Genomic DNA, 25028 nt, shown 5'->3' with positions numbered 1-25028 from the left:
GCCGCGCATGGCCTGATGCAGTGCTTGCAAAGTCAGTGCTGGCCTAGCCAGCCAACGGCTCCAGGGTCACGGGCACAGACTTATAGCAGGGGATGCCGCTGTCTGGGTCGTGGTACTCCATGGGGCACAGGTCGTTGGCCTCAGGAAAGTAGGCAGCAACACTGCCTCTGGCAATGTCATGCGGGACGGCAGTCAGTACCAGTCGTCTGTGGGTCTGGCCGGGCAAGGCTGTCTGCACCACCAGCTGAGCACCTTTTTCGATGCCGCGCTCGGCCATGTCCTGTGCATGCATCAGCAGCACATCGCGCCGGCCAAATACACCGCGATAACGGTCGTCATAGCCGTAAATGGTGGTGTTGTACTGGTCGTGGCTGCGCACGGTGGTCAGCCGCAGCACGTCTGTGAACTCAGGGTCTTCATGCAGGCCGGGAAAGACATGGAATTCGGCTTTCCCGGAAGCTGTTTTCCAGATGCGCTCCGTGGCAGGCAGCGGCAGACGGAAGCCGCCGGGGTGGCGAATGCGGGCGTTGTAGTCTTTGAAGTCTGGGTACACCTGCTCGATCAGGTCTCGAATGCAGTCATAGTCTTCAACCAGATAGGCCCAGTTGACACGGCTTGCTGGCAGTGTGGCCTGGGCGATGCCCGCGATGATGGCTGGCTCTGATCTGAGTTCTGCTGAAGCAGGTGGCAGCGCACCGCGAGATGCATGCACCATGGACATGGAGTCTTCCACCGTTACCGCCTGCGGGCCGCTGGCTTGAACATCACGCTCGGTACGTCCGAGTACAGGCAGGATGATGGATGCCTTGCCAATCAGCAAGTGTGAGCGATTCAGCTTGGTGCTCAGGTGGACGGCCAGCTCCAGGTTATGCATGGCTTGCTTGCAGCGTGCCTGGTCTGGCATGGCGGCTGCAAAATTGCCCCCCAGGCTGATGAGTACACGGCTGCTACCTTCGCTCATGGCCTGCAGGGCGCTAACCGCATTGTGTCCTGCCTTGTTCGGAGGGCGAAACCCGAAGGTTTGTTCAATGCGGTCAAAGAGCGCGGGATTGAGCAGCTCGGTAATGCCAACCGTGCGGTTGCCTTGTACGTTGGAGTGTCCCCGCAATGGGCAGATGCCAGCACCGGGCTTGCCCATATTGCCACGCATGAGCAGCAGCGCGGTGATTTGCTGCACATTGTGGGTGCCAGTGATGTGCTGGGTAATACCCATGCCATAGGTGGCAATGACAGCATGCGATGCGGCGTAGATGCTGGCAATCTCATGCATGGCGGCACGGGGCAAGCCACTGGCTGCTTCTATGCTGTCCCAGCTGCTGTTTTGCAGATCAGCGCTGAAAGCCTCAAAGCCCGAGGTGTGCTGGGCAATAAAGGCATGGTCGATCACGCCAGGCTGCTGGGCATCCAGCTCCAGCAGGGCTTTCATGATGCCTTTGAGTGCTGCGGCATCACCGCCGACTTTGAGCTGGTAGTAGGAGGAAGCAATACGGCTGGAGCCACCGGTTGCCATTTCCACAGGGCTTTGCGGGTTGGCAAAGCGCTCCAGCGAGCGCTCGCGCAAGGGGTTGAACACCAGAATCGGCACGCCACGCTGTGCGCAGTCATGCAGGTTGCTCATCATGCGTGGGTGGTTGGTGCCTGGGTTGTGCCCGAAGCTCAAGATGAGATCACAGCGGTCAAAGTCATCGAGGGAGACCGACCCCTTGCCCTGGCCAATGGTCTTGGGCAGGCCCACGCTGGTAGGCTCGTGGCACATGTTGGAGCAGTCGGGGAAGTTGTTGCTGCCGTACTCCCGTGCAAAGATGTTGAACAGAAAAGCCGCTTCATTGGAGGCCCGGCCTGAGGTGTAGAACTCCACGCTGCTGGGGTCTGACTGTTGCTGCAGCACTTGGGCAATACGTGCATAGGCCTCTTCCCAGCTGATGGCCTGGTAGGTGTCGCTGCCAGGCTCGTAGGCCATGGGGTGGGTCAGACGCCCTGTGTCTTCCAGATCGTGATCGCTCCAGCTCAGCAGCTCCTTGACCGTGTGCTGCGCAAAAAAATCGAGCGTTGCACGCTTTTTGGTGGCTTCCCATGTGACGGCTTTGGCGCCGTTTTCGCAGAACTGAAAGGTAGAAGTGTGTTCCTTGTCAGGCCATGCACAGCCCGGGCAGTCGAATCCGTCAGGCTTGTTGGTGTGCAGCAGTGTTTCAGCCGCCTGGCAGACATGCATTTCTTCTGCAATAGCCCAGGCAGTGGCCTTGAGTGCCCCCCAGCCCCCAGCGGGTGCTGTGTAATTGTGAATACCTTTCAGGTCGTTTTTTTCCATCGTAGAAGCCTTTGTTAGCGAGTATGACAATGGGTAAGCGCTTGTCATGCTAAGCAGATACGGGCCAACGATGCTGTCATCCAATACCCTGTTTCGCCCAGTGGGCAGTGCAGCAGTACATAAAAAAAGCCTGCGTAACGCAGGCTTGAAAGAAGATAACCTTCAGACTCAGGCAGCTGGATTTTCATCCTTGCCCTTGGACTTTTCACCGCCCAGCAGGCGATCCTTGAAGTCCAGTACCCGGGTGACGGCAGCACCCATGCCCATGAGCTGCATGGCAGTTTCAGGCTTGAGGCGCTGGACATCGTCGAACCAGGTCATGAGTTTCTCAATCAGCTCATACATGTCCTGCATGCGCTGCTGGGCATAGCGTTCATCATCGCTGGAAGCTTCTTCCAGCAGTGCAGAGCGCAGCATGGACTGCGTGGGTTCGATCTCGCGGCGGCGACGCTCTTCGGCCAGGCGGCGGAAAATTTCCCAGACGTCTTGTGGTGCTTCAAAGTATTCACGGCGATCACCGGCGTGGTGGCGCAGGTTGACCAGACGCCACGACTGCAGCTCCTTCAGGCCCATGCTGACGTTGGACCGCGAGAACTCCAGGGTCTCGGCAATCTCTTCGGCATTGAGTGCACGTGGTGACAAATACAGCAATGCGTAGATCTGGCCTACGGTGCGGTTGATGCCCCAACGGCTACCCATTTCGCCAAAGTGCGAAACGAATTGCCGTGTCAGTGCAGGAAGTGGGGTGTTTTGTGTCATACCCAGATTGTGCCTAGGAATGGGGAAATTACTGCAATTGCTGAATTTACTGATGCTTACCGGTATGGACTCTCTGCGCAGGATGTGGCGTGCAAGGCACGCCGGTAGCTGCTGTATCAGCGATGCAGTTCGCCAGAGCGCTCTGGCTGGTAGGTGATGGCTTCCACTTTGACGGTGACGACTTTGCCCGTGGGGCTGGGCAGTTCAAAGGTGTCACCGATGCGCAGACCCAGCAGTGCTGTGCCTACGGTGGCAAAGACGGAAACCTTGTCCGGGCTGCCATCGACTTCCTTGGGGTAGACCAGTGTCAGTGTCTGGCTGTTTTCGGTACCTTGCAGGGAGAAGCGGACGGTGGAGTTCATCGTCACCACGTCAGCAGGCATGTCCTGAGGATCGAGTACGTCAGCTCGGTCCAGCTCGGCTTCCAGAGCGTCACGGCCTGGAAAATTCTGGGGCAGCTTGTCCAGCAAAGCTTCCAAACGATCCATGTCCAGCGACGACACGGTGATAGCAGGTTTTTGGGTTGCCATGAAATACTTCCTCGCGGAGGTGCGGTTAAACCGCTGTGAAAGAAGGTCCGGCCCAGTGCATGCAAAGCTGTGGCGACTAGGCTGGAGGATAAGGCGAAAAGGGTGTTACAGCATGACTTCCAGGTTGTAGGACTTGTTCTGCATCTGTGCTGCAACAGAGAAAAGCCCGGGCAACGGTGGTTGTCCGGGCTTGGGGCTTGCACCCTCAGGGTGCAAAACCAATTGTTGGCGGGCCGGCCGACAAATGCAAGCATTTCGCACGGCCACAGTGCGGCAATCAGCAGTAAGTGTTAACCCGCTTTGGCGGCGTCCGCCAGCTTTTGTGCGCAGTGGCTGGCTAAGTCTGCATCACGTGCTTCCACCATCACACGCAGCAATGGCTCTGTGCCGCTGGCACGAATCAGTACGCGGCCGGTATTGCCCAGCCGCTGCTCCACTTCCTGCTGGGCTTGGGCCAGGAGCTGGTTCTGCTTCCAGTCCTGCTCAGGGGACAGGCGCACATTGATCAGCGTCTGCGGAAAGAGCGTCAGCGCTGACAGCTGCTCAGCCAGTGTCTTGCCACTGCGTACGCAGCTTTGCAGCACCTGCAGGGCGCTGACCAGACCGTCGCCTGTGGTCTGTTTATCCAGTGCCAGCAGGTGCCCAGAGCCTTCGCCCCCGATGAGCCAGCCCTTGTCGTTCAGGGCTTCCAGCACATAGCGGTCTCCCACCTTGGCGCGGACAAAACCAATGCCCTGCTGCTGCAAGGCAATCTCTACGGCCATATTGGTCATGAGCGTACCGACCACACCTGCGACTTGCTCGCCGCGCTGCAGGCGCTCCTGCACCATGAGGTACAGCAACTCATCGCCGTTATAGATGCGGCCGAAGGCATCCACCATGAGCAGCCGGTCTGCATCGCCATCGAGCGCCACGCCATAGTCGGCGTGGTTGGCACGCACTGCCAAAGCCAGTGCTTCAGGATGGGTTGCACCCACGCCATCGTTGATGTTCAGGCCATTGGGGTCACAGCCGATGGTGATGACATCGGCACCCAGTTCGTGCAAGACCTTGGGGGCAATGTGATAGGCCGCGCCGTGGGCAGCATCTACCACGATCTTGAGACCGTGCAATGACAGCTGATTGTCAAAGGTGCTCTTGCAGAACTCGATATAGCGGCCTGCGGCATCATCCAGGCGGCGGGTCTTGCCCAATGCTGATGAATCCACCCACTGCGGCGCATCTTCCAGCGCAGCTTCTACGGCTTCTTCCCAGGCATCGTCGAGCTTGCTGCCCTGTGCGCTGAAGAACTTGATGCCGTTGTCGTAGTACGGGTTGTGACTGGCACTGATGACCACGCCCAGGCTGGCGCGCTGGGTGCGGGTGAGGTAGGCCACGCCAGGTGTTGGCAGAGGGCCGAGCAAGATGACATCCACTCCTGCGGCATTGAAACCGGCCTCCATGGCTGCTTCCAGCATGTAGCCAGAAATACGGGTGTCCTTGCCAATCAGAACAGTGGGGCGCTCTTGCTGCTGTTTGAGCACGCGGCCTACGGCGTGCGCCAGACGCAGGGCGAAGTCGGGGTTGATGACCGATTGCCCCACTCTGCCGCGAATACCGTCAGTGCCAAAATACTTGCGAGCCATTGTCAATTCTCTTGTGATGCGTTGTTGTGTGTCTGGTCGTGCATGGCTTGCCAGACGGACAGTGCGGCCCTGGTTTCAGCCACATCATGTACGCGCACAATGCGTGCGCCGCGTTCTACGGCCAGCAGGGCCGCTGCGACGCTGGGAACCATGCGCTGCTGCACCGGCAGTCCACTGACCTGGCCCAGTGAGCCCTTGCGGGACCATCCGGCGAGCAGGGGAAAGTCTAAATCCAGCAGCTCTGCCTGTCGCGCCAGCAAGGCAAAATTTTGTGGCACGCTTTTTCCAAAGCCGATGCCATAGTCCCAGACGATGCGATTGCGTGCCACGCCACGAGCCAGCAATGCCTGGGTTTCGCGCAGCAGAAAGTCGCATACCTGAGGGACAGCATCGCCTTGCATGTGCTGCAGGTGCATGTTCTGCGGCGTCTGGTGCATGTGCATGAGGCAGACACCGCAACTGTGGTGGGCTGCGACCACATCCTGTGCGCCGGGCTGGCGCAGTCCCCAGACGTCATTGATGATGTCCGCTCCCAGATCCAGCACAGCCTGCATGACCTGTGGTTTGTAGGTATCCACAGAAACAGCCACGCCCAGCCGGACTGCTTCCTGTACTACGGGCAGTACGCGTGCCAGTTCTTCCTCCAGGGGGACGGCGGGCGAGCCGGGGCGGGTGGACTCTCCGCCGATATCCAGAATATCCGCACCGTCCTTGATCAGCTGCTCGGCATGTTGCAGGGCACGCTGGCCCTGGTACTTGCCGCCATCCGAAAACGAGTCTGGGGTGTTGTTGACGATGCCCATGATCAGAGGGCGCTTGAGGTCCAGCAGGAAATGGGTGGTTTGCCATTGCGGCATACGTTGATCTCCAATGGGCAAAGAAAAACGGGGCACTATGGCCCCGTCTGATGTGTAGTGCTGTCTCAGGCAGCGCTAGGCGATGGATTGGTGTCTACGGATGTAGCGCCACCGCTGGAGTTGTTGTTGTCGTCCGATGGGTTGGGCGTGCGGGGAACGAAGTCCTTTGGAGGACGGGGCTCCTTGCCAGCAAAGATGTCGTCCAGCTGCTCGGAGTCAATGGTTTCCCACTCCAGCATGGCCTTGGCCATGGCGTGCATCTTGTCCTGGTTGTCTTCGATGAGCTTGCGTGCCAGATTGTACTGCTCATCGATGATGCGGCGCACTTCGTCATCCACCTTCTGCATGGTGGCTTCGGACAGGTTGGCACCACGGCTGAAGGTGCGACCCAGGAAGGGTTCGCCTTCCTGCTCGGAATACACCATGGGGCCAAGTGCATCACTCATGCCGTAGCGGGTCACCATGTCGCGGGCGATCTGGGTAGCGCGCTCAAAGTCGTTCGATGCACCAGTGGTCATCTGGTTCATGAACACTTCTTCTGCGATGCGGCCACCGAACAGCATGGCGATCTGGTTGAGCATGTACTCCTTGTCGTAGGAGTAGCGATCCTTCTCGGGCAGGCTCATGGTCACGCCCAGTGCTCGACCACGAGGGATGATGGTGACCTTGTGCACAGGATCGCACTTGGGCAGCAGGCGGCCGATCAGGGCGTGGCCCGCTTCGTGGTAGGCCGTGTTGCGGCGCTCTTCCTCGGGCATGACCATGGTCTTGCGCTCCGGGCCCATGATGATTTTGTCCTTGGCCTTTTCGAAGTCCTGCATCTCGACAGTGCGCGCGTTACGGCGTGCAGCCATCAGAGCAGCTTCGTTGCACAGGTTGGCCAGATCAGCGCCGGACATGCCGGGCGTGCCACGGGCGATCACGGAAGCGTTCACGTCCTGACCCACAGGGATCTTGCGCATGTGCACGTTCAGGATCTGTTCACGGCCACGGATATCAGGCAGCGTCACATAGACCTGACGGTCAAAACGGCCGGGGCGCAGCAGGGCCGCATCCAGAATGTCGGGGCGGTTGGTTGCAGCCACGACGATCACGCCGAGGTTGGTCTCAAAGCCGTCCATCTCGACCAGCATCTGGTTCAGTGTCTGCTCACGTTCATCGTTGCCACCACCCATGCCGGCACCACGCTGGCGGCCCACAGCATCAATTTCGTCAATGAAGATGATGCAGGGAGCGTTCTTCTTGGCGTTCTCGAACATGTCGCGCACACGGGCAGCGCCCACGCCGACGAACATTTCTACGAAGTCCGAACCGGAGATCGAGAAGAAAGGCACCTTGGCTTCGCCGGCAATCGACTTGGCCAGCAGGGTCTTACCTGTACCAGGAGGGCCGACCAGCAGCAGACCACGGGGAATGCGGCCGCCGAGCTTCTGGAACTTGTTGGGGTCTTTCAGGAAGTCCACGACTTCCTTGACTTCTTCCTTGGCCTCGTCGCAGCCAGCCACGTCAGCAAAGGTCACGCTGTTGCTGTTTTCATCCAGCATGCGGGCCTTGGACTTGCCAAAGCTGAAAGCGCCGCCCTTGCCGCCACCTTGCATCTGGCGCATGAAGTAGATCCACACGGCAATCAAGAGAAGCATGGGGCCCCAGCTCACCAGCAGGCTCATGAGCAGAGAACCTTCTTCACGGGGCTTGACGTCGAACTTGACATCGTGGTCGATCAGATCTCCGACCAGGCCGCGGTCCAGATAGGTCGCAGTGGTGCGAACACGGCGATCATCGTTTGTGAGTGCAACGATTTCGGTGCCACTGGGGCCTTCCTGGATGGTTGCACTTTTGATGCGGTTGCTACGCACATCTGCCAGGAATTCCGAATAGCCGATTTGGGCAGCACCGGCACTGCCACGGGTATCAAATTGCTTGAATACCGTGAACAGCACCATGGCAATGACCAGCCAGACGGCAATTTTTGAAAACCACTGATTGTTCAAGCGGGGCTCCAGAGGAAAAGAGGAGAAACATTCATATGGGAAAGGGGTGTTTCCCAGATGTGGCTCATTTTAGGTCTTTCAAGCGAGAGCGCCGAGACCCTATTCCCGCCAAGACAACGGGATTCAAGGTTTTTCTGCGCCAGCAAGGGGGCTGCCGTCTTATTTCAGACCGATTCCGATCAGGAAAGTTTCTGCGGACTTGTCACGCGAAGACTTGGGCTTCAGGGGCTTGACCACCTTGAAATGCTCACGGAACAGTTTGACCAGTTCGTCGTAGCCGGGGCCGTGGAACACCTTGGTGACCAGCGCGCCTTCTGGGCGCAGGTGGCGGGTGGCGAAGTCCACGGCCAGCTCGATCAGGTGGGCTACGCGTGCGCCATCGGTGGTGCTGTGGCCGGAGAGATTGGGGGCCATATCCGAAACCACCACATCCACCGGCCGACCCTGAACCACATCTTCCAGTTGAGTGAGTACAGACTCATCGCGGAAGTCGCCCTGGATGTAGTGCACGCCTTCAATCGGCTCCATGGGCAGCAGGTCCAGAGAGATGATAGTGCCGTTGAGTTCACCTGCGGCTGCGCCGGTGGGCGATAGTCTGCGGCGCAGGTACTGGCTCCAGGCGCCGGGGGCGCAGCCCAGGTCGACCACAATCTGGCCGGGCCTGATGAGCTTGAAGGTCTCGTCAATTTCCTTGAGTTTGTAGGCTGCGCGTGCGCGGTAGCCGTCCTTTTGTGCGGCTTGCACATAAGGGTCGTTGATGTGCGCATGCAGCCAATTCTTGTTGACCTTCTTGCTTTTCGTTTTGGTATTCATCGCAAATTTCTTCCTGCCTCGATAATACGGGCATGCCCCAAATTGAATTAACTCCCGCTGAGCGCCGGGAACACCGCGCCAATGCCCACCATCTGGACCCTGTGGTCATGATTGGTGCTGACGGCCTTACACCGGCCGTACAGAAGGAAGTTGACGCCGCTTTGAACGCCCACGGCCTGATCAAGGTTCGTGTGTTCGGTGACGATCGCGCCGCACGTGAGCAGGTTTATCTGCAATTGTGCGACGAACTGAACGCTGCCCCCATCCAGCACATCGGCAAGCTGCTGGTGCTGTGGCGTCCCATTCCTGAGAAGGACAAGGCCTTTGACGAAGACCGTATGCCCGGTCCTCGTGACGTCAAGCTGCTGAAGTTTGGCCGCGCAGGCACCAAGCCTACGGTCAAGCAGATCCGCGTGCTGGGTAACCAGCGCCTCACACAGGGTGGCCTGATCAAGCGTGCCAAGAAGGCCAAGCCCAAGTCGCTCAAAAAAGGTCGTCCTGATTAAAGGCGCACTGCTGCATGACAGTTACTGCTTCCACATCTTCCGAGCGTCACATTCTGTGCATGAAGTGGGGCACCAAGTACGGGCCTGAGTACGTCAACCGCCTGTATGCCATGGTGCGTCGCCATCTCAGTGGTGATTTTCGCTTTGTCTGCCTGACCGACAATTCCGAAGGGATTCGTCCCGAGGTGGAATGTCTGCCGATTCCTTCGCTGGACCTGCCGCCTGGCATTCCCGAGCGCGGCTGGACCAAGCTGACCACCTTCAGCAAGGATTTGCATGGCCTCAAGGGCACGGCGCTGTTTCTGGATGTGGATGTGGTGATTACCGGTCCGCTGGATGACTTTTTCACCTATCCCGGTGAATTCCTCATCATCCACGACCACAAGCGCCCATGGCGCATCACTGGCAATTCTTCCGTCTACCGCTTTGAGCTGGGTGCGCACCCTGATGTGCTCGAGTACTTCCGCGGTCACTTTGAAGCAATCCGCAAGCAGTTCCGTAACGAGCAGGCCTATCTGTCGGATGTGCTGCACAAGCAGGGCAAGCTCAAATACTGGCCTGCTGAATGGTGCCCCAGCTTCAAGTACCACTGCATTCCCTCCTGGCCCACGAATTACTGGAAGCCACCGTTTGTGCCGGATAACGCGCGCATCGTGATCTTCCATGGTGAGTGCAATCCGCCGGATGCACTGGCAGGACGCCGCAACCGGCGTTTCCGCTTTATCAAGCCTGCCACCTGGGTGGCCGAGCACTGGCGCGAATAATTCCGTTTCTTTTTTTATTGCTACATAGACCAAGCCCCTCTGGCCGTGCCTGAGGGGCTTTTTTGTATGCCTGTGCTTTGGCCGCCAGGCATTTTCCGCAGTGTTGAAAAGCGAAAAGGGGCCTTGCGGCCCCTTTCGGTACTTTCAGTGAAACGCCCAGGCGATCAGATCACGCCTTGAGCCAGCATGGCGTCAGCCACCTTCACAAAGCCGGCGATGTTGGCGCCGTCGATGTAGCTCACGGAGCCGTCGTTGCGCTTGCCATACTTCAGGCAGGCGGCGTGGATGCCTTGCATGATCTGCAGCAGGCGTGCGTCCACTTCTTCGGCGGTCCAGCTCAGGCGGCCAGCGTTCTGGGACATTTCCAGACCGGATGTGGCCACGCCGCCCGCGTTCGATGCCTTGCCGGGGGCGTACAGCACGCCAGCGGCTTCGAAGGCCTTGGCCGCTTCGATGGTGGAAGGCATGTTTGCGCCTTCAGCCACGCACAGCACGCCGTTGGCGATGAGCTGCTTGGCATCGGCTTCGTCCAGTTCGTTCTGGGTGGCGCAAGGCAGAGCCACGTCGACCTTGATGCTCCAGGGGCGCTGGTCTGCCAGGAATTCCACGCCGGGCACCTGGGCGGCGTAGTCGCTCACACGGCCGTACTTGTTGTTCTTGATGTCCATCAGGATGGCCAGCTTCTCGGGCGAGAAACCTGCAGGGTCGTACACGGTGCCCGAAGAGTCGGACACGGTCACTACCTTGGCGCCCAGCTGCATGGCCTTTTCCACAGCGTACTGGGCCACATTGCCAGAACCGGAGACGGAGACTGTCATGCCCTGGAAAGACTGGCTGCGGGTCTTGAGCATTTCTTCCGCGAAATACACCGTGCCGTAGCCGGTGGCTTCAGGGCGGATCAGCGAGCCGCCAAAGCTCAGGCCCTTGCCGGTGAATACGCAGGCAGCGCTGTTGGACAGCTTCTTGTACATGCCAGCCATGAAGCCCACTTCACGGCCACCCACGCCGATGTCGCCCGCAGGTACGTCGGTATCAGGGCCTACGTGGCGGAACAGCTCCTGCACGAAGGCCTGGCAGAAACGCATGACTTCGGCAGGGCTCTTGCCCTTGGGGTCGAAGTCGGAGCCGCCCTTGCCGCCGCCCATGGGCAGGGTAGTCAGTGCGTTCTTGAAGGTCTGCTCGAACGCCAGGAACTTCAGCACGGACTGGTTGACCGAGGGGTGGAAGCGGATACCGCCCTTGTAAGGGCCAATGGCCATGCTGTGCTGGATGCGGTAGCCACGGTTGACTTGCACCTGGCCCTTGTCGTCGGTCCAGCAGACGCGGAACTGGATGATGCGCTCAGCTTCCACCAGACGCTCCAGCAGGGCCTGGTCAGCGTACTTGGGGTTTTGCTCGATGAAGGGCCACAGCGACTCCATCACTTCGGTGACGGCTTGCAGGAATTCAGGCTGACCGGGGTTGCGATCAGCAACGTTTTGCAGAAATTGGTCGAGGTTGGCGTACTTCATGGAGAGCAGGTCTTTCAAGGCACAAAAATAAAAGCGCCACAGCGCACGCCCAAAATTATGCCAAAAATGTATGCCTTCATGCACCAAAAAAGGCATAACGTGTATAAGTTTGGTGCATAACTGAACAATGTCAGTGCATGCATGCACGGTTGTTGGCGCTTGCTGCACAGAGGAAGTGCGGCGGTTGCAGCTGTCTGGCGCTTGATTTTTGATAGCACTCCGGGTGTGCTGTGATGACTGCTCTCTTTTGGATATGTGGGTCATGCCTGATGGCGCATGGTATGCAGCGCTGAGGCTGCTTCAGTTTTACAAGCAGCTAGCGCCCGATTTATGGGCACTTCAAATACAAAAGCGCCTGAAGTCCTTGAACTTCAGGCGCTGCAAGCTATAAAAACAATGAATGACTGGCTGTGTGAGCCGTTTCAGATCAGCTCAAACGGAATCGCACCCCACTGGATGGTGTGGGCCGCCAGGCCGTAGGCCAGTGCCTGGGCTGCGCTGGTGTCGGTGAGGTGGCGCACCTCGGGTGCATGCGATGTGGTGTGGCAGCGCAGCAGCCAGTCCGAAGGGGGTGCATGGCTGGCAGTGTCGGTAATGCAGATCAGCTTGGCGCCGAGCTTGCGGGCGCGCTCGCACAGGTCGGCCATGTCGGCACGGATGCCGCCCAGCGCAAACAGCACCACCATGTCGCGCGGTGCAATGCGGGCCAGTACGTCTTCCACGGTTTCCCCCGCGGCCGGTGCGCCGTAGATAGGCTTGTCCAGCCCCGCCATCAGGTGGCCGCGCAGGGAACGCGCCAGCATGTGGTTGTGCTGCAGGCCCACGCAGAAGATGGCCGGAGCCTGGTGCAGGGCCGAGGCCATGGCATCCATGGTGCTGGCAGGAATCTGCGCCAGCGTGGCGGTCAGGTTGTCCTGCAGCTGCTGCCACAGCAAGGCGCAGTTGGGCGTGCTGGGCGAGATGCTGACGTCGGCCGCTGGCAGGGGCAGGCCGCCGGTGCTGGCTTCCAGGCGCGCGGTGCGGCGTGCTTCTTCATAGCTGTCATAGCCCAGGCGGCGGATAAAGCGCGTGACCGTGGCGTTGGATACGCCCGTCAGCTGAGCCAGTTCGCTGGCGCTGTAGCCTGCCAGGTTGATGGGGTAGTCCAGCACCACCTGGGCCAGCTTGCGCTCGGTGGGAGAGAAGGTGTCGAGCGCCGCGCGCACGCGTGCGAAAAAGGGAATGGACATGCGTTGGGAAGAAGAAGTGGTGGGCGTAGCCATGATCAACGGCCTCGCAGAAACAAGGCGTCAAGCTCTTTCATGCTCAGCTGCCGCCAAGTGGGGCGGCCGTGGTTGCATTGGTCAGAGCGCTCGGTGGTTTCCATCTGGCGCAGCAGGGCGTTCATTTCGTCAAGCGTGAGCCTGCGGTTGGCGCGCACCGCACCGTGGCAGGCCATGGTGGCCAGAATTTCATTGCGTGCGCGCTGAATGACGCCGGAGGCTTCATGCTGCTCCAGCTCTGCCAGCACGCTGCGCGCCAGTTCTACGGCATCGCCTTGCGCCAGCGTAGCAGGCACGGCGCGCACGGCCAGCGTCTTGGGCGAAAACGGCGCAATTTCCAGCCCCAGCACGCGCAGTGTCTCAGCATGGGCTTCGGCCGTGGCCACTTCCTGCGGCGTGGCGGCAAAGGTGGCAGGTATCAGCAGGGGCTGGCTGGCAATGGGCTGGTCATTGCCCAGCTGGGCCTTGAGGCGCTCGTAGACGATGCGCTCGTGGGCGGCGTGCATGTCCACAATCACCATGCCTTGCGCGTTCTCGGTCAGGATGTAGACACCATGGATTTGAGCCACGGCACGGCCCAGCGGCCAGTTGCTGGCAGTGGGTGCAGGGTTGGATGCTTCAGATACAGAAGCGGCTTGCGCTGGATTGGCAAGGTTTTCCGTATGTTTTGTATCTGAAATGCTTGTGGATACAGCGCTGGTAGCTTGTAATTCTGTAGCTGCAGGTGCAGATGGGGGGGCAGATGCAGAAGTGGGTACAGATGCGGGGGCGGTGGCAGGTGGCGTATCGGCCTTGGCTTCACGCAGTGGGGCCCACAGCGCCTGCAGGTCGCTGACCTTGTGCCCAGCCTGCTCCTGCAGCGGCATGCTGAACTGCACTTGCGGCTTCATGGTCGGGCGTACAGGTGCGCTCACCTTGGGTTGCCAGAGCGCGCTGGGGTTGGCTGTGGTGGGGGCAGTGTCAGTTTGCGTAGCTGTGCCTGCCTCGGCCTGTTCCTGCTCGGCCAGCAGCGCAGCACGCGGTGCGGCCAGCGCATCTTCCACGGCATGCTTGATGGCCTGGTGCACTTCGCGGCTGTCGCGAAAGCGCACCTCGATCTTGGTGGGGTGTACGTTCACGTCCACGCGGGCGGGATCGATCTCCATGTACAGCGCGTAAATCGGCTGTTTCTGGCCGTGCAGCACGTCTTCATACGCACTTTTGGCGGCGTGGGTGATGACCTTGTCGCGCACAAAGCGGCCGTTGACGTAGCAGTACTGCTGGTCCGGGCGGCTGCGTGCGGCATCGGGCAGGCCTGCGCGGCCATAGACGGTGATGCCGCTGGAGGCCGAGGTGCGCAGTACGGCAATGGTGTTGCTGACGAAATCGTCACCGAGCACATCGCTCAGACGCCGGGCCAGAGCGTCGGCGCGCTGCTGGCTGTCCTGCGGATCAAAGCTGACGGCACGCCACTGCTCGACCAGCTTGCCTTCGTGCCAGATGGCAAAGCCCACATCGGGGCGCGCCAGCGCATGGCGGCGCACGGACTCGATGCAGTGCGCCAGCTCCGTGGCATCGCTCTTGAGGAATTTGCGGCGTGCGGGCGTGCTGAAAAACAGTTCCTTGACTTCCAGCGTCGTGCCGCGGCTGCGTGCAGCGGGGCGCAGTTCGCCGCTGCGCGCTTCCAGCAGCCAGGCCTGCTGTTCGCCTTCCAGGCGCGAGAGGATGGAGGTTTCGGACACCGAGGCAATGGCGGCCAGTGCCTCGCCACGAAAGCCCATGGTGCCTACGTGTTCCAGCTCCTGCAGATCACGGATCTTGCTGGTGGCATGGCGGCGCAGGGCCACGGGCAGCTCTTCACGGGGAATGCCGCAGCCATCGTCTTCTACGGCAATCAGGCGCACACCGCCCGCGAGCAGGCGTACGGTGATCTGGGTGGCGCCAGCGTCCAGGGCGTTATCGACCAGCTCACGCACGACAGAGGCAGGGCGTTCGACCACCTCACCTGCCGCAATCTGGCTGATCAGCTCATCGGGCAGGTCCTGGATGGAACGGCGGGTAAGAGGGGGGGTATGAGGGATATCCACCCCGGTGATTCTATGCAGTGTGGCTGTCTGATACAGGCTGTGCGTGGTTTAGGGCTGTAGCCAGGCGTAAAAAAGCCGCTTCAGGAAGCGGCCAAAGAAGGGGAAAGCGAAAAATATTCAATGGCGTTTTTTGCCGCGGTGTGGCTGGTCGGATTTTTTGCCCACTTCATTGCCAATCAGTGCACCGGCGGCTGCACCGCCCACCGTGCCCAGTGTGGAACCAAAGACGGCATCGCCGAGCAGTCCACCTGCGACTGCGCCAACGCCTGTGCCAATCTGCGCATTGCTGGGGGAGTTGGTGGCGCAGCCGGCCATGGCCAAGGTGATAGCCAGTGCGCCGCTGAGGAAGATGGTACGTGTGTTCATGTTCGGCTCCTGTTGAGTAAGCGGGTGCTGCAGTGCCTGCAGCGCATGGACAGTGACTGTGCCAGCAATGTTGCAGCGGTCTTGCAAAGAAGCTGTTATGGGTGCGTGAATTACGTAAACGAATGTTTTTTTGCTGCAAACAAGTGTGATGCCTGTCTCGCAAAGTGAGGGCCGCATCTGCAACGCGGTACAGTGCAGGCCGTGCTCTGCCAGTCAGACTGACGTCTGGGTGGTGCACTGTTGCAAAGGATATGGATTGTGGAAATCGTTGCTTTTTTGATTGACTTTATCTTGAACGTCGACAAGCACCTGGAGGCGTTTGTGGTGGCCTATGGCCCCTGGGTGTATGCCTTGCTGTTCATCATCGTGTTTGTGGAAACCGGCGTGGTGGTCATGCCGTTTCTGCCCGGGGATTCGCTGCTGTTCATCGTGGGCGCCATGTGTGGTGCAGGCATGATGGACTACTCCATTGCCGTCCCTATCCTGCTGGTGGCTGCGGTGCTGGGCGACCAGTGCAACTACAGCGTCGGGCGTTTTTTCGGCCCCCGGGTGTTTCAGTGGGAAGACTCGCGCTGGTTTAACCGCAAGGCCTTTGACCGTGCGCATGACTTTTATGAGCGCTATGGCGGCGTCACCATTATCCTGGCGCGTTTCATGCCCTTCATCCGTACCTTTGCGCCTTTTGTGGCTGGTGTGGCCCATATGTCGCGCGGCAAGTTCACGATGTTCAATGTCTCGGGGGCCATTTTGTGGGTGGTGGGCATCGTGACGGCAGGCTACTTCTTCGGCAATCTGCCCTGGGTGAAGGAGCACCTGGAGAAAATCATCTGGGCGCTGATTCTGATTCCTGGCCTGATCGCCATCTACGGCGGCTGGAAGGCTGGCCGTCAGGAAAAGCAGACCGCCTGAGCTGTTTTCTGCTGCTCTCCCTCAAACGCTGCCGCTGGCAGCGTTTTTTTATGCCTGATTTTTGAATGATTTACGGCATGGGTGCAGCCGTCGCATCTACAGATATTTTTTGCATGAATGAAGTGGCCATTTTTTCAGCACTGTCAACGGGCAGATTTACATGGAAAAAATGTGCATGAAAAAACGCATTTTTTACAGGTATGCACATTTTCGGAAGCTTCCTAAACATGCAGATGGGCGCCCTGCCTAGACTTTGCCCTGAAACAGGTTGCCAGCTGCTATGCGCATGAAAGAGCTGTGTGAGGCTGCAGGAAAAAGTGAGAGGGCGTGCCGTGTTCAGTCGTCAACCCAGCGGGAAAAGATCAAATGCCGGGTGTGAGTAGTTGCTTTTGTATTGCAATGACTGAGGCTGCATGTGTCACCTCAGGTTGAAAAAAGATGGATGAAATAAAAATATTTTGCAGAGATCAAGCACTATGCCGTTATTCCGAATAATGAGCTTTGTGATATTCGCATGGCTTTCTGCGCTGTGGTGTGCGCTGATATTGTTTTACGCTTCCATGGACTGGCAGATGGAGTATCAGCTGGGTAGCGTGGGGGATAAGCGCGCAGCAAGCATTCACGCGGCAGAGGTCGGTGATGGCCGTACTGCCAAGCATGTGTTTGAAACCACGAAGGTCCGGCACGCAGAGAACTAGCTGTCGGGTCCCGGACGATTGGTTACTTAAAAACAAGCGTCCGTTGCTGCATGGCCGAGAGGTACTTCGAGAAGTTCTGGCAACATGGCAAGCCCGCGCCAAGGCGTTGCCATGCTGATCAGTCTTCATAAGAACGGCACGACCACACCTGCCACCCGCTTGGCATTGCAGTAAGCCACTGGTACAGATCGAGAGTTAGCACAGCAATACGGCATTGGCATAGGGACCGTGCGTAAGTGGCGCAGCACAAGCACGGTGCATGACGCCAGCCACACGGCCCACCGCCTGCAAACTACGCTCAATGCAGGGCAGCAAGAGCTGGTTATTTATCTGCGCAGCCAGCTGCGGCTACCTCTGGATGACTTGTTGGCGGTGGTGCGAGCGTTCATTGAGCCGGCCATGAGCCGTTCTGCGCTGGATCGCTTGCTGCGCAGACGAGGCTACTCCAGATTGCCCGTACAGCCCAAGCCTGAGAGCGAGCACAAACCCTTCAAGGCGTATGAGCCTGGCTATGTGCATGTAGATGTGAAGTACCTGCCCCAGATGCAAGATGAGGACAAGCGCCGCTATGTCTTTGTTGCCATTGATCGGGCCACACGCTGGGTGTTCATTGATATCAAGCAACACAAGGCGGCAGCGTTCGCCAAAGCCTTCTTGGCCGCCGTCCGCAAAGCTGCAGCATTTAGGATTCACACCATCCTCACCGACCACGGCAAAGAGTTCACAGACCGCTTGTTTGGCAGTCGCACTCGCCAGCCCACAGGCGAGCACGAATTCGACCAGCTATGCCAAGCACTGGGGATAGAACACCGGCTCACCAAGCCCAGGACGCCAAAAACCAACGGCATGGTCGAGCGCTTCCATGGCCGCCTGCGTCCAGTACTGCGCGCGCACCACTTCAACAGCGCAGAGGATTTGGAAAAGACGCTGCACAGGTTTGTCTGGCTGTATCACCACCACTTGCCGCAAAAGGCACTGGGGCACGAAGCCCCAGTTCAAGCAATCAAAAAATGGAAGATGAAAGCACCTGATTTATTCGTCAAGAACGTGCGCAATCATCCGGGACCTGACAACGGCTGCCGGCGCTGGGGTTGTGCTGGCTCAGTCCTTTGTAGGCAGAAACCTGCAGCTCACGCATCTGGTAAACCTGCCACAGCCGCGCCAGCCGCTGGCTACGCTGGTCTTCAGGAAAACGTGCCAGCACATCGGCGCTGAGCTGCTCAGCCTGCTGCCACTCCTGCAGGTCCAGTGCGGTCAGGCCCTGTTCCACTTCCACGCCGTGTGCGCGTGCAGCGCGGCTTCGGCAATTTTGAGTTCCTGCTCTGCCAGCCTGGGCCAGCCACGTATGCGGTACAGCTGTGCCAGGTCGGTGCGCAGATTGTTATTGGCGGGTGCGGTGCGCACCATGTGTTCCAGCCGATGCTGCGCATTGGGCGTGGCATTGGCATACAGGTCCATCAGGGTCGAGGTATGGATGGCGTCGAGGTACGGCGCATTCGGAATTTTTTGTGCATCGCCCTCTACATAGCGCCATGGGGCGTAGTGCTGTGCCAGCACCGGTGCCAGCTGCTGTGCAGTGCCCACAGCGCCCTGGTCGGCATAGGCAAACAGCAGGCCCTGATCCTGGTTGCGGCGGATGCCTGCATCCTCACGCAGATAGCTGCGCTGTATGAGCTGCTCATACAGCTGCGCCGCTCGTTCTGGCTGGCGCAGGTACAGATAGGCTGCAGCCACCTAGGCCATGACGTAGTCCGGGATGGACACGCCTTCTGTCTGCAGTGCCTGGAATTCCTGCACCAGCTCTTGCATGGCATAGCGCGCATGGAAAGCCTGCAGGCGGTTAAGGCGCACACGCTGGTACAGGGGCTCAGCGCCTGCTCCTGCGTATTGCAACTGTGTCAGCAGTTGCCTGTACTGCTGCAGTGTGCGGTCGGCGATGGCAAAGCGTTCCTCTTCGCTGCGCGTGCTCAGGTCCGCAAAGCGCACGCTGAATGCCAGTGCATCGGCCTGCAGCTCCCAGTGCTGCATGGGGCTGAGCAGCCCGGGGTATTGCTGCGCGATGCGCAGGGCAGCCTCTGGCTGGTGGGCACGCTGCAGTGCCAGCACATACTCGCGGACGACGTAGCTGTGCTCACCGGCCTCGGCCATGGCCCGGTCTACATACTCCAGGCTGGCAAACACCCCGTGCTGGCGCAGCTGGGCATAGGCCATGACCAGCAGTGCATCTACATTGCGTGGCTGTTGCAGCAGCAGATGCTGGGCCATGGTCACGGCCTGCGCTGCAGCGCCGCTGTCTGCCAGCACATAGATTTCGCCCCAGGTGTAGGCCGCTTCTTCGGGATGCTGTCGCTGGCCCTGGCGGTACAGCTTCAGGGCTGCGTCCCAGTCTCTGGCATCACGCAGAGCCTGTGCCTGCTGTAGCAGCGTACTGCTGGCATGGCTGCGCACGGGGCCTGCTATCAGGCATGCACAAAACAGGCTGAAGCACAGGATGCGTCGGTACGGTCGTGGGTGAACTGTCCCTCGCAGTTCAGGTGTCACTCGATGACAGCGCATGGGGCTTATAAATTATTTGAATTGAGTTGTTTGGTTTTTTGTTTTTATTAATTCTCTGACATCAAAGAGCATGTGTTTGTCAAACAGTGTCAGGAGGTATCGGCATGAGCCACATGCCGTCTTGCATCAAGCCGTGCGGGAGGAGAAAGCATGGATGCAAGATGCAAAAAACCCACGTTTTCAGGCGTGGGTTTTGGGGAGGGCGGTTGCAACGTTCCGTCAGATGGAGCGTGAACGCGGCATGGGTGGGTGCTTGGCAAAGTACTGCAGGATGCCTTTCATGAGTGCATCGGCCAGCTTGGCCTGGTAAGCCGGGCTGCGTAGCTTCTGCTCTTCGCCGGGGTTGCTGATGAAGGCCGTTTCCACCAGCACACTGGGAATGTCTGGCGCCTTGAGCACGGCAAAGCCTGCCTGCTCCACGCGTGGCTTGTGCAGCTTGGCAAAGCTGCCCAGCTGGGTGAGCAGTGCGGTGCCGAGCTTGAGGCTGTGGTTGATCTGGGCGGTGGTGCTCATGTCCAGCAGCATCTGCTGCACGGCAGCATCCTGGCTGCGCACATTGAGGCCACCGACGAGGTCAGCCTGGTTTTCTTTGTTCGCCAGCCAGCGCGCTGCCGTGCTGGTTGCACCTTTCTGGCTCAGGGCAAACACGCTGGCACCGGCGGCAGAGGGCCGGGTGAAGGCGTCTGCGTGGATGCTGATGAACAGGTCCGCCTGCACGCGACGCGCTTTTTGCACGCGTGTGCCCAGGGGCACGAAGTAGTCGCCATCACGTGTCATATAGGCACGCATGGGGTTGCCGCCCACAGAGCTTTTGTTGATGCGATCGCGCAACTGTTTGGCAATTCGGAGCACCACGTCTTTTTCCCGCGTGCCCTTGGGGCCGATGGCACCCGGGTCTTCGCCTCCATGACCAGGGTCCAGCGCAACAATGATGATGCGATCGGTTTTGGTGGCATTGCCTGGTGTCTTCGCAGGCTTTTTGGCTGTGCTTGGCGCTGGGGGCGCCGCAGGGGCGCTGGGCTGGGTTGGTGCGGCCGGAGGCTGAGCAGGCGCGGCGGGGGTGTCCGGGCCGCTGTGCTTGGCAATCAGGTCAGCCAGCGGATCATCGCTGTCTGCAGGCAATGATGCGCTGGGGGCAGGCGCAGTTGGGTCTGCTGCATCGCGCAGGCGGTCCTGAATCAGGGCTTCCAGCGGGTCTACTGGCGTGGCGGGATACAGGTCGAACACCAGGCGGTGCTTGTAGCTGGCCACAGGCTTGAGCGAAAACACCTGCGGCACGGCCTTTTGCTTGAGGTCTATCACCAGGCGTACCACGGTGGGCGAGTTCTGGCCGACGCGGATGGCCGCAATATTCGGATCGTCAGGCTGGACTTTGGCGACCAGCTCCTTGAGTTCGCCGTTCAGTTGCAGGCCTTCGATGTCTACGGCCAGACGTGGCGGGTCATCCACCAGCGTCTGTTTGGCAGACAGCGGCACATCGGACTCCAGCGTCACGCGGGAGTAGTCTTCGGCCGGCCATACGCGAACGGCCACAATGGTGGCTCCAAAGGCCAGGTGCTGTTTGCCGGCCAGCAGCAGGGCCAGGCTGCCAGCTTGCAGCAGGGTGCGTCGGTTAGGTCGGTAAGCGGTAAATAGGGGGTGCGCGGCGTCTTCGCTCATTGTGACCAGTGCTGCAGCATGTGCCGTCCACGCTCTGTGCTGGTGCGCAAAGTGACACGGCGTTGTGTTTCGTCAATTGCTTCAATATAGATAGCTAGATCCGCTGGTGGAGTCAGCGAAGCAGCTTTTTCCGGCCATTCTGCCAGTTTCAGTCCTTCACTGGCGAAGATATCTCTAAAACCCGCATCTTCCCATTCGCGTGGGTCGTCAAAGCGGTAGAAGTCAAAGTGCCAGATGTTCAGCTGCGGCGTTTCGTGTGGCTCCACCACGGCATAGGTCGGGCTCTTGATGCGGCCCTGCACCCCCAGGCTGCGCAGCAGGTGGCGCACCAGCGTGGTCTTGCCTGCGCCCAGGTCACCGTGCAGCGTGATGTAGGCATTGCGCACCTCGGGCATGGCAGCCAGTTCGGCCGCAAAAGCCGCAGTGGCTGTCTCGTCTTGCCAGGTCAGTACGCGCTCGTCTTGCATGGTGCTTTCTACAATCGGTGGGTTATGGTTTGCAGCAGTCAATTGATTCCTTTGATGCAGGACTGGGCCCGCGAGCTGGGATTTTCCCAAATTGGCGTTTCCGGCGTGGATTTGTCGTCTTGTGAGGACGGGCTGCTGCAATGGCTGGCCGCAGGTTTTCACGGCAGTATGGATTACATGGCCGCCCATGGCCTCAAGCGCGCCCGTCCGGCGGAGCTGGTGCCGGGCACGGTGAGTGTGATTACCGCCCGCATGGACTACCTGCCGCGCGACACGCTGGATGACTGGCAGACCGTGGAATGGGCGCGCCAGCACAGGCCGCAGGAAGCGATTGTTTCGGTCTATGCCCGTGGGCGGGATTACCACAAGGTGCTGCGCAGCCGCCTGCAGAAGCTGGCCGAGCGCATTGCGCAGGAGCTGGGCCCCATGGGCCACCGCGCCTTTACGGATTCCGCCCCGGTCATGGAGGCCGAACTGGCCCGGCGCAGCGGCCAGGGCTGGCGCGGCAAGCACACCCTGGTGCTCAGCCGCGATGCGGGCTCCATGTTTTTCCTGGGCGAGATCTATGTGGACATGGCGCTGCCGGAAACTGCCCCCGTCACGGCGCACTGCGGCAGCTGCAGCAGCTGTATGGACGCCTGCCCTACGGGAGCCATCGTCGCGCCGCATCGCGTGGATGCGCGGCGCTGCATTTCCTATCTGACCATTGAGCATGACGGTCCCATCCCGCTGGAGTTGCGGCCGCTGCTGGCCAATCGCATCTACGGCTGTGATGACTGCCAGCTGGCCTGCCCCTGGAACAAGTTTGCCCAGCGCGCCAGCCTGCCGGACTTTGATGTGCGTGGTGGCATGGTGGGCAGCACCCTGGTGCAGCTGTTCAGCTGGGATGAGGCCACCTTTTTGCGCTGCACCGAGGGCAGCCCGATTCGCCGCATTGGCCATGTGCGCTGGCTGCGCAATATTGCCGTGGCCATGGGCAATGCGTTGACTACGGCGCTGTCTGCCGATGACCGGGCAGCCATCCAGACCGCATTGCAGCAACGTGCCAGCCATGACAGCGAGATCGTGCGCGAGCATGTGCAATGGGCGCTGGCGCAGGCAAACCAATAAAAACAAGAGCGGCTTGCGCTTGATTCTGTTTGCTTTCAGAGTCTTTTGATTCTGAATTGCTTTGTTGGCAAGCGCTGGTAGCTATTGTTTTTGAATTGCACAGACAAAAAAAGGCCTGCATGGTGCAGGCCTGGTCTCCTCCGCTCTGATGAGTCTCAGAGCGTTTCCTCTGTTGTTCCTACCAGCTTGCAAACATGTGAAATGCACTTGGAAGTGCAGGGCTTGTTTGCGAGTTGATGGCAGGATTGTAGGAAGGATTTGCGACTGTGTGCGGGAAATTTTTATTTCATAAAAGATGTCTTATAGAAGACTTGTTCTGGTTGAATTTTCTAAGCCGGCAGGTGAGGGTGAATCTTGTTTAATACATTGTTTTTAATGATTATTTATTGATTTTAGTAATTACTGAAATAAAAAAGTTTTCTGAAGTTTTTCCGAAAGTCTGAGAGCTTTGATGGGTTTTTAAGGGTTTTCGCTCAGTGGGTGGTGTGCTTTCGCACGCGAACGATGAGGTCATAGCCGACGACTTCCAGGTCCGATGGCAGGGAGGGAATATGCGGCAGCGAAAGTTCGCTGGCATCGAGGTCCTGCACCATGCCTGTGTCCTCATGGTAGATGTGCGAGTGGGCCTCGACGCGGGAGTCATAAATCATGCGCTCTGCATCCATGCGCAGTGCGCGCAGCAGACCGCCTTGCACCATCACGGGCAGGGTGTTGTAGACAGTGGCGCGTGAGAGCGTGGGCAAGATCTTGCGCGCGGCCAGCAGCACCTCGTCAGCACACATGTGCACGGGCTGCTGCAGCAGCACTTGCGCAATCGCCAGTCGCTGGCGCGTGGGCAGAATGCCAGCGGCGCGCAGGCGCTCTGGCAGAGAAAGTGGTGCTGGTGTGGAATGCATGGTGTTTTTTCCCTTGGTGAAAACAGGGGGCATGCTGAAGGCTGGGCTGCGGTGGGCTCTTGCCGCTTGGCATGCGCTCCCGTCTGAATAGGCATGTGGCCCGGGAAAACAATGGCCGCAAAAGCATGTGGTGCACAGCTTTTGCGGTTTTGTCATAGCGTCTCAGACACCAGGCGCAGGGCCTGGTGAATAGGCTGCCTTACTTCTTGGCGAAAGGCTCAGGACGAGGTGTCTTGTCGCTCGAAGGAGGCAGGATAGGCATGGTCAACTGAGGCTGATCGCCAGTCAGTGTTTTCAGGAAGGCCACGATCTTGGCGTTTTCTTCGGGTGTGAACTTCTTGCCCAGTTGGATGCGGCCCATGGTGTCCACAGCTTCGCTCAGGGTGCCAGCTGCACCATCGTGGAAGTAGGGGTAGGTCAGCTCCACGTTGCGCAAGGTGGGCACCTTGAAGTTGAAGCGGTCGGCATCGGCACCAGTCACAGCCACGCGGCCTTCAGCGGGGTTGTCGGTCTTGTAGGGTTCCACCAGACCCATGCGCTGGAAGGAGTTGCCGCCCACGGCCACGCCGTTGTGGCAGGCCACACAGCCGCTGTCGCGGAACAGCACATAGCCTTCGAGTTCATCCTTGGTCAGCGCGGTCTGGTCGCCCTTGAGCCACTTGTCAAAGCGGGAGTTGGGGGTCACCAGGGTTTCTTCAAAGGCGGCGATGGCATTGGTCACCTGGTCGATGTCGATCTTGTCCTTCTTGAATACCTGTTTGAACTCCGCCTGGTAGCCGGGGATGGAGTTCAGCATGTCCACGGCCAGCTCGTGCGTGAAGGCCATTTCCATGGGGTTGGCGATGGGGCCACCGGCCTGCTCTTTCAGGCTGCCTGCACGGCCATCCCAGAACTGGGCCACGTTCATGCTGGAGTTGAGCACCGTGGGCGAGTTGATGGGGCCTTCCGCCCAGTTGTGGCCGATGGAGGTCTTGAGGTTGTCACTGCCACCCATGGACAGGTTGTGGCAGGAGTTGCAGGAGATGAAGCCAGACTTGGACAGTCGAGGATCAAACCACAGCTTCTTGCCCAGCTCGACCATGGCAGGGTTGGTGACCTTGGCGGGTTCAATGGGGGAGATGGGCTCGTTGTTAGGCTGCAGTGCCCAACTGGGGGCGGCAGCAAAACCTACAACCACCATGGCGGCAGCAACGAGAGGTCGGAGTTTCAGTTTCATGCGTGGCTCCAAAGCACTTGTACTTTTTTGAGGGCATGCTCTGTTGAGCGCTGCAAGCACCACGCTTGATACCTCGTTGCAAAGCCTGTGGCTTTACCCCTCGTCTCAAATCTCAAGTGCAAACCTGCGGCCTGCCCAGTGGTGTAAGCGGCGCCTGGG

At 59.3% G+C, this 25028-nt stretch carries 21 protein-coding genes and 1 pseudogene; 5 read left to right on the top strand and 17 right to left on the bottom strand.

Features of this window, described 5'->3' with window-relative positions:
- Nucleotides 1-43 precede the first annotated feature (43 nt).
- The 7 genes from B5M06_RS01475 to B5M06_RS01445 all read right to left on the bottom strand — a co-directional run bounded on the left by B5M06_RS01475 (nt 44) and on the right by B5M06_RS01445 (nt 8883).
- On the bottom strand, nt 44-2308 hold the full coding sequence (locus B5M06_RS01475) for an FdhF/YdeP family oxidoreductase (protein ID WP_054065512.1): 2265 nt from the start codon (nt 2306-2308) through the stop codon (nt 44-46).
- Between the two features lie 168 nt (nt 2309-2476).
- Nucleotides 2477-3067, bottom strand: a complete 591-nt coding sequence (locus B5M06_RS01470; RefSeq protein ID WP_054065511.1) for a GbsR/MarR family transcriptional regulator — start codon at nt 3065-3067, stop codon at nt 2477-2479.
- Between the two features lie 116 nt (nt 3068-3183).
- Nucleotides 3184-3597 carry a nucleoside diphosphate kinase regulator gene (rnk, locus tag B5M06_RS01465; protein ID WP_054065510.1) on the bottom strand — a complete coding sequence of 138 codons (414 nt, stop codon included), beginning with the start codon at nt 3595-3597 and terminating at the stop codon, nt 3184-3186.
- Between the two features lie 290 nt (nt 3598-3887).
- Complete coding sequence (glmM, locus tag B5M06_RS01460; protein ID WP_054065509.1) at nt 3888-5222, bottom strand: phosphoglucosamine mutase; 1335 nt, start codon at nt 5220-5222, stop codon at nt 3888-3890.
- Between the two features lie 2 nt (nt 5223-5224).
- Entirely contained in the window at nt 5225-6079 is an 855-nt protein-coding gene (folP, locus tag B5M06_RS01455) for a dihydropteroate synthase (RefSeq protein ID WP_054065508.1), read from the bottom strand.
- A gap of 65 nt (nt 6080-6144) precedes the next feature.
- Nucleotides 6145-8070: an ATP-dependent zinc metalloprotease FtsH gene (ftsH, locus tag B5M06_RS01450; RefSeq protein ID WP_054065507.1), complete on the bottom strand. Its 1926-nt coding sequence runs from the start codon at nt 8068-8070 to the stop codon at nt 6145-6147.
- A gap of 159 nt (nt 8071-8229) precedes the next feature.
- Nucleotides 8230-8883: an RlmE family RNA methyltransferase gene (locus tag B5M06_RS01445; RefSeq protein WP_054065506.1), complete on the bottom strand. Its 654-nt coding sequence runs from the start codon at nt 8881-8883 to the stop codon at nt 8230-8232.
- A gap of 32 nt (nt 8884-8915) precedes the next feature.
- On the opposite strand from B5M06_RS01445, the gene B5M06_RS01440 reads away from it, so the two are divergent.
- Nucleotides 8916-9389: a YhbY family RNA-binding protein gene (locus B5M06_RS01440; protein ID WP_054065505.1), complete on the top strand. Its 474-nt coding sequence runs from the start codon at nt 8916-8918 to the stop codon at nt 9387-9389.
- A 14-nt stretch (nt 9390-9403) separates the two neighbouring features.
- The gene (locus B5M06_RS01435; protein WP_054065504.1) at nt 9404-10153 is read left to right on the top strand and encodes a glycosyl transferase; all 750 of its coding nucleotides are present in this window, start codon (nt 9404-9406) and stop codon (nt 10151-10153) included.
- Nucleotides 10154-10317: 164 nt separating this feature from the next.
- Here the strand turns inward: B5M06_RS01435 and gdhA are convergent, their stop codons facing one another.
- The 4 genes from gdhA to B5M06_RS01415 form a co-directional block, all read right to left on the bottom strand.
- Entirely contained in the window at nt 10318-11664 is a 1347-nt protein-coding gene (gene gdhA, locus B5M06_RS01430; protein WP_054065520.1) for an NADP-specific glutamate dehydrogenase, read from the bottom strand.
- Between the two features lie 422 nt (nt 11665-12086).
- Nucleotides 12087-12926, bottom strand: coding sequence for a MurR/RpiR family transcriptional regulator (locus tag B5M06_RS01425; protein ID WP_077344823.1), 840 nt, complete (start codon nt 12924-12926; stop codon nt 12087-12089).
- A gap of 2 nt (nt 12927-12928) precedes the next feature.
- On the bottom strand, nt 12929-14992 hold the full coding sequence (gene mutL, locus B5M06_RS01420) for a DNA mismatch repair endonuclease MutL (protein WP_054065503.1): 2064 nt from the start codon (nt 14990-14992) through the stop codon (nt 12929-12931).
- 117 nt (nt 14993-15109) lie between these two features.
- Nucleotides 15110-15358, bottom strand: a complete 249-nt coding sequence (locus B5M06_RS01415) for a glycine zipper domain-containing protein (protein WP_054065519.1) — start codon at nt 15356-15358, stop codon at nt 15110-15112.
- Nucleotides 15359-15616: 258 nt separating this feature from the next.
- Here B5M06_RS01415 and B5M06_RS01410 point away from each other — a divergent pair, with 258 nt between their 5' ends.
- Both B5M06_RS01410 and B5M06_RS01400 read left to right on the top strand, forming a co-directional pair.
- On the top strand, nt 15617-16267 hold the full coding sequence (locus tag B5M06_RS01410) for a DedA family protein (protein ID WP_054065502.1): 651 nt from the start codon (nt 15617-15619) through the stop codon (nt 16265-16267).
- An 809-nt stretch (nt 16268-17076) separates the two neighbouring features.
- Nucleotides 17077-18036, top strand: a pseudogene (locus B5M06_RS01400) (IS481 family transposase); the annotation flags it as partial.
- 183 nt (nt 18037-18219) lie between these two features.
- On the opposite strand, the gene B5M06_RS01395 reads toward B5M06_RS01400, so the two are convergent.
- The 4 genes from B5M06_RS01395 to tsaE all read right to left on the bottom strand — a co-directional run bounded on the left by B5M06_RS01395 (nt 18220) and on the right by tsaE (nt 21689).
- Entirely contained in the window at nt 18220-18699 is a 480-nt protein-coding gene (locus tag B5M06_RS01395; RefSeq protein ID WP_054066716.1) for a hypothetical protein, read from the bottom strand.
- Nucleotides 18700-19413 carry a hypothetical protein gene (locus B5M06_RS01390; RefSeq protein ID WP_054066715.1) on the bottom strand — a complete coding sequence of 238 codons (714 nt, stop codon included), beginning with the start codon at nt 19411-19413 and terminating at the stop codon, nt 18700-18702.
- 327 nt (nt 19414-19740) lie between these two features.
- Nucleotides 19741-21180 (bottom strand): N-acetylmuramoyl-L-alanine amidase, encoded by a 1440-nt coding sequence (locus tag B5M06_RS01385; RefSeq protein WP_054066714.1) that lies wholly within the window; start codon nt 21178-21180, stop codon nt 19741-19743.
- Nucleotides 21177-21689: a tRNA (adenosine(37)-N6)-threonylcarbamoyltransferase complex ATPase subunit type 1 TsaE gene (tsaE, locus tag B5M06_RS01380; protein WP_054066713.1), complete on the bottom strand. Its 513-nt coding sequence runs from the start codon at nt 21687-21689 to the stop codon at nt 21177-21179. The genes B5M06_RS01385 and tsaE overlap by 4 nt, the downstream gene beginning before the upstream one ends.
- A gap of 12 nt (nt 21690-21701) precedes the next feature.
- Between tsaE and queG the strand changes: the two genes are divergently transcribed.
- Entirely contained in the window at nt 21702-22757 is a 1056-nt protein-coding gene (gene queG / locus B5M06_RS01375; protein WP_054066718.1) for a tRNA epoxyqueuosine(34) reductase QueG, read from the top strand.
- 473 nt (nt 22758-23230) lie between these two features.
- Here the strand turns inward: queG and B5M06_RS01370 are convergent, their stop codons facing one another.
- On the bottom strand, nt 23231-23653 hold the full coding sequence (locus tag B5M06_RS01370) for a Fur family transcriptional regulator (protein ID WP_054066712.1): 423 nt from the start codon (nt 23651-23653) through the stop codon (nt 23231-23233).
- Between the two features lie 199 nt (nt 23654-23852).
- Complete coding sequence (locus B5M06_RS01365) at nt 23853-24869, bottom strand: cytochrome-c peroxidase (protein WP_054066711.1); 1017 nt, start codon at nt 24867-24869, stop codon at nt 23853-23855.
- Nucleotides 24870-25028 lie beyond the last annotated feature (159 nt).

Source organism: Comamonas kerstersii (assembly GCF_002056725.1).
GTDB classification, from domain to species: Bacteria; Pseudomonadota; Gammaproteobacteria; order Burkholderiales; family Burkholderiaceae_C; genus Comamonas; species Comamonas kerstersii.
The sequence above is the reverse complement of the archived record's forward strand: the minus strand, read 5'-3'. Positions and strand labels throughout refer to the sequence as shown.